At 67.7% G+C, this 2,960-nt stretch carries 4 protein-coding genes; 2 read left to right on the top strand and 2 right to left on the bottom strand.

Translation table 11 applies throughout. The annotated features are described in order from the left end of the window. The first annotated feature begins 64 nt into the window (after window positions 1-64). Window positions 65-1,414: an insulinase family protein gene (locus VFQ05_17340; protein HET9328534.1), complete on the top strand. Its 1,350-nt coding sequence runs from the start codon at window positions 65-67 to the stop codon at window positions 1,412-1,414. Here VFQ05_17340 and VFQ05_17345 read toward each other — a convergent pair. Then, window positions 1,411-1,719: a 4a-hydroxytetrahydrobiopterin dehydratase gene (locus VFQ05_17345; protein ID HET9328535.1), complete on the bottom strand. Its 309-nt coding sequence runs from the start codon at window positions 1,717-1,719 to the stop codon at window positions 1,411-1,413. The genes VFQ05_17340 and VFQ05_17345 overlap by 4 nt on opposite strands. A 95-nt stretch (window positions 1,720-1,814) precedes the next feature. Between VFQ05_17345 and VFQ05_17350 the strand changes: the two genes are divergently transcribed. After that, on the top strand, window positions 1,815-2,684 hold the full coding sequence (locus VFQ05_17350) for an MBL fold metallo-hydrolase (protein ID HET9328536.1): 870 nt from the start codon (window positions 1,815-1,817) through the stop codon (window positions 2,682-2,684). A gap of 15 nt (window positions 2,685-2,699) precedes the next feature. Here VFQ05_17350 and VFQ05_17355 read toward each other — a convergent pair. Next, window positions 2,700-2,960, bottom strand: a 261-nt coding sequence (locus VFQ05_17355; GenBank protein HET9328537.1) for a hypothetical protein, incomplete at its 5' end; no start/stop codon positions are given.

Genomic DNA, 2,960 nt, shown 5'->3' on the forward strand with positions numbered 1-2,960 from the left:
CGAACGCTCCCTTGCCTCGACTCGATCCCGGAGCCCCATGAATCCGAGGTCTCTAAGCACCCTGATGCTGGTCGCCGGCCTCCTGGCCACGCCCGCCGCCGCCGCCGTCGTTCCCAATCCCCAGGTCCTCGCCGACAGCACCGCGGTCCGCAGCTGGACGCTCGACAATGGCCTGCGCGTTTCCACGCGCCATGTCCCGAAAGCCATGGCGGTGGCGATCACGGTGGGTTACTCGGTCGGAACCGATGACGACCCTGCCGGCATGGAGGGTCTGGCCCAGGTGCTCGGGGAACTGGCCTTCATGTCGGCTGCGGGCGACGCCCCCGCCCGCGATCGCGAGGATCTGGACAGCCAGCGTCCTCTGGGGTGGAGCTACCCGGTCTCGCGCCGCACCACGCTGTTCACCGAGATCGCGACCGTCGAGCAGTTCCCGGGCGTTCTCAGCCAGGTGGCGGCCCGCATGCGCGGGGTGCAGGTGACGAAACAGGGGCTGACCGATGCGGTCAACCACGCGCGCACCGAGATGAACGACCTGCTCTACGGGATGCCGCTCGGCGCGCTCTACTTCCAGGTGCGGGAAGTCGCCATGGGCCGGAAGGACGAGGACATCCTGCGGCGCGCGAAAGCCCTGGGGCTTGCCAAGATCTCGCTCTCCGAGGCGGAGGTGCAGCTCAAGCGCCGGTTCGTGCCGGCCAATGCCGCGCTCAGCCTGGCCGGCAATCTCGACAAGGTCGACGTTCCCGCGCTGATCCAGAACCTGTTCGGCGCGATCCCCGCCGGCACCAAGCTCGCCCACCCTCCGCAACCCGCGCTCAAGGCCGCATCCAGGACGCTCTCGGTGGATGGCCTCAAGAGCTCCAATGCGGTCGTGGCGGTGATGGCCCCCGCGCTCGAGGACAGCCTTCATCCTTCCTTCTATCTGAACTCGCTCCTGCTCGGCTCCCACTTCAACCACATTTGGCTGCGCGATCAGGAAGGCAAGGCGCCCAACCGTCACCATTACGCCATCTTCGACGAGCCGGACTTGCTGAGAATCTTTCCGTTCGTCGATGCGGAGACCACGAAGCCCGAGGACGTGTCGCGTCGGATCGAGGGCGCGCTCAATACCTTCCAGTCGCTGATCGTCACCACCGAGCCTTACGAGGAGCTGCGGGGAAGCGTCCTGTGGCTGCTCGGCGGCCCGATCGGAGACGATCTGCTCCCCCGCGTGCCGTACGAGCCGGGCTTGCTTCACACGCTGGCGCGGTCGCAGGCCGGTCGCGCGCTGTGGGGCGGCGACCGATTCTGGGCCAGCTATCGGGCTCGCTTCGAGAGCGAGCTGCCAGGCAATCTTGGACGCTGGCTCGCTTACTTCAAGGACCCGAAGAACCAGGTCACCCTGCTCATGCTGCCGCGCAGCGCCGCGGTCCGCTAGCCGCGCGCGAGGCCCGACGCGAGGTCCTCGAGCTTCGTGGCGAGATCCACGTCGCGCCGGGTGATGCCCTTGGCGTCGTGGGTCACGAGATCGATGCGCACCGTGTGGTAGACGTTGAACCACTCGGGATGGTGGTCCATCTGCTGGACCACCAGCGCCGCGCTGGACATGAAGCCCCACGCCGCCACGAAGTCCTTGAATTGGTACTCGCGATGGAGCTTTCCCCCGATCACCTGCCAGCCCGCGAGTCGTGAGAGCGCGAGCTTGACTTCTTCGTCGGTGAGCCTGCGTGGTGCTTCCGTCATCGCCCCTCCTTCCCCATGCCACGGCATCCTAGCGCGGACGGCGGCCTTTCCGCGACCGTTGACGCCCGGATCGGGGTCGTCATAGCGTGGGCGCGATGGCGACCTCTTCGGCCTGGACGCGGCTCGATGGCGGCATCCACGTGCGCCAGAGCGCGGCCTTCCAGATGAACTCCGTGGCGCTGCTGCACGCCGAGCAGACGGTGCTCGTGGATCCCGGCATCCTCGCGTCCGAGCTCGACGATCTCGCGCGCGTGGTGGCCGATACGGATCCCGCCGCGGTGATGCTGGTGTTCACCCACGCGCACTGGGACCACGTGATCGGGCGCCCGTGGTGGCCGAAGGCGCAGACCCTGGCCCACGACCACTTCGCGGCCGAAGTGAAGCGGGACGCCGCGCGAATCCTCGATGAGATCCGCGGCCTGGCCGCGAAGCACGCCGAGAGCTGGGAGCGCGGCTTCACGCCGTTTCGCCCCGACCACGCGGTGAGCGGGCTGCGCTTCCTCAAGCTCGGGCCCTGGCGGCTGGTGATCCGCGACGCGCCCGGGCACTCGACGAGCCAGATCAGCATCCATCTGCCCGACCACGGCGTGCTGATCGCGGCCGACATGCTGTCGGACATCGAGCCACCCATGCTCGACGGACCCTGCCGGCCTTACCTCGAGACGCTGCGAGGGCTCAGGCCACTGGCCGAAGGTGGCGCGATCACCACGCTGATCCCCGGGCATGGCTCGATCGCGCGCGGCAAGGATGCCGTGCTCGCGCGGCTGCGGGGCGACCTCGATTACCTCGAGAAGCTCGAGTCCGGAGTGATCCAGGCGATGGGCGAAGGGCTCGATCTCGCGGCCACGCGGGAGCGCCTCCGCGGGCTCGGCTACCCGACCCGCGGCGCGAACGACGCGGGCCTCGACGAGCACCTCGAGAACGTCGACTTCGCTTATCGAGGTGTCGCCAAGGCCCCCGCCTGAGCGTCGGTTTCCGAGCTATCGATAGAGCGCCTTGATCTGTCCCCAGCTGTTCTTCGTCGTCGGGCTGGAGAAGATGCAGCCGACCGGGATACCGCCCTGCCAGTCGACCGCATTGCTCACGAGCGCCGCGGAACTCAGGTGAAGGTCAGGTTCCCCGTATGACATCAGAACCACGTTCGTGATGTGAAAACACGCTGGCGTCACGCAGCCTAAGTCCTGCGCCGTCCCCGAGCGAAAGTGCAGCTGGAGCGTGTGGCTGTAGTACTCCTGATCGGC

This window comes from Candidatus Eisenbacteria bacterium, from assembly GCA_035712145.1.
GTDB lineage: Bacteria > Eisenbacteria > RBG-16-71-46 > RBG-16-71-46 > RBG-16-71-46 > DASTBI01.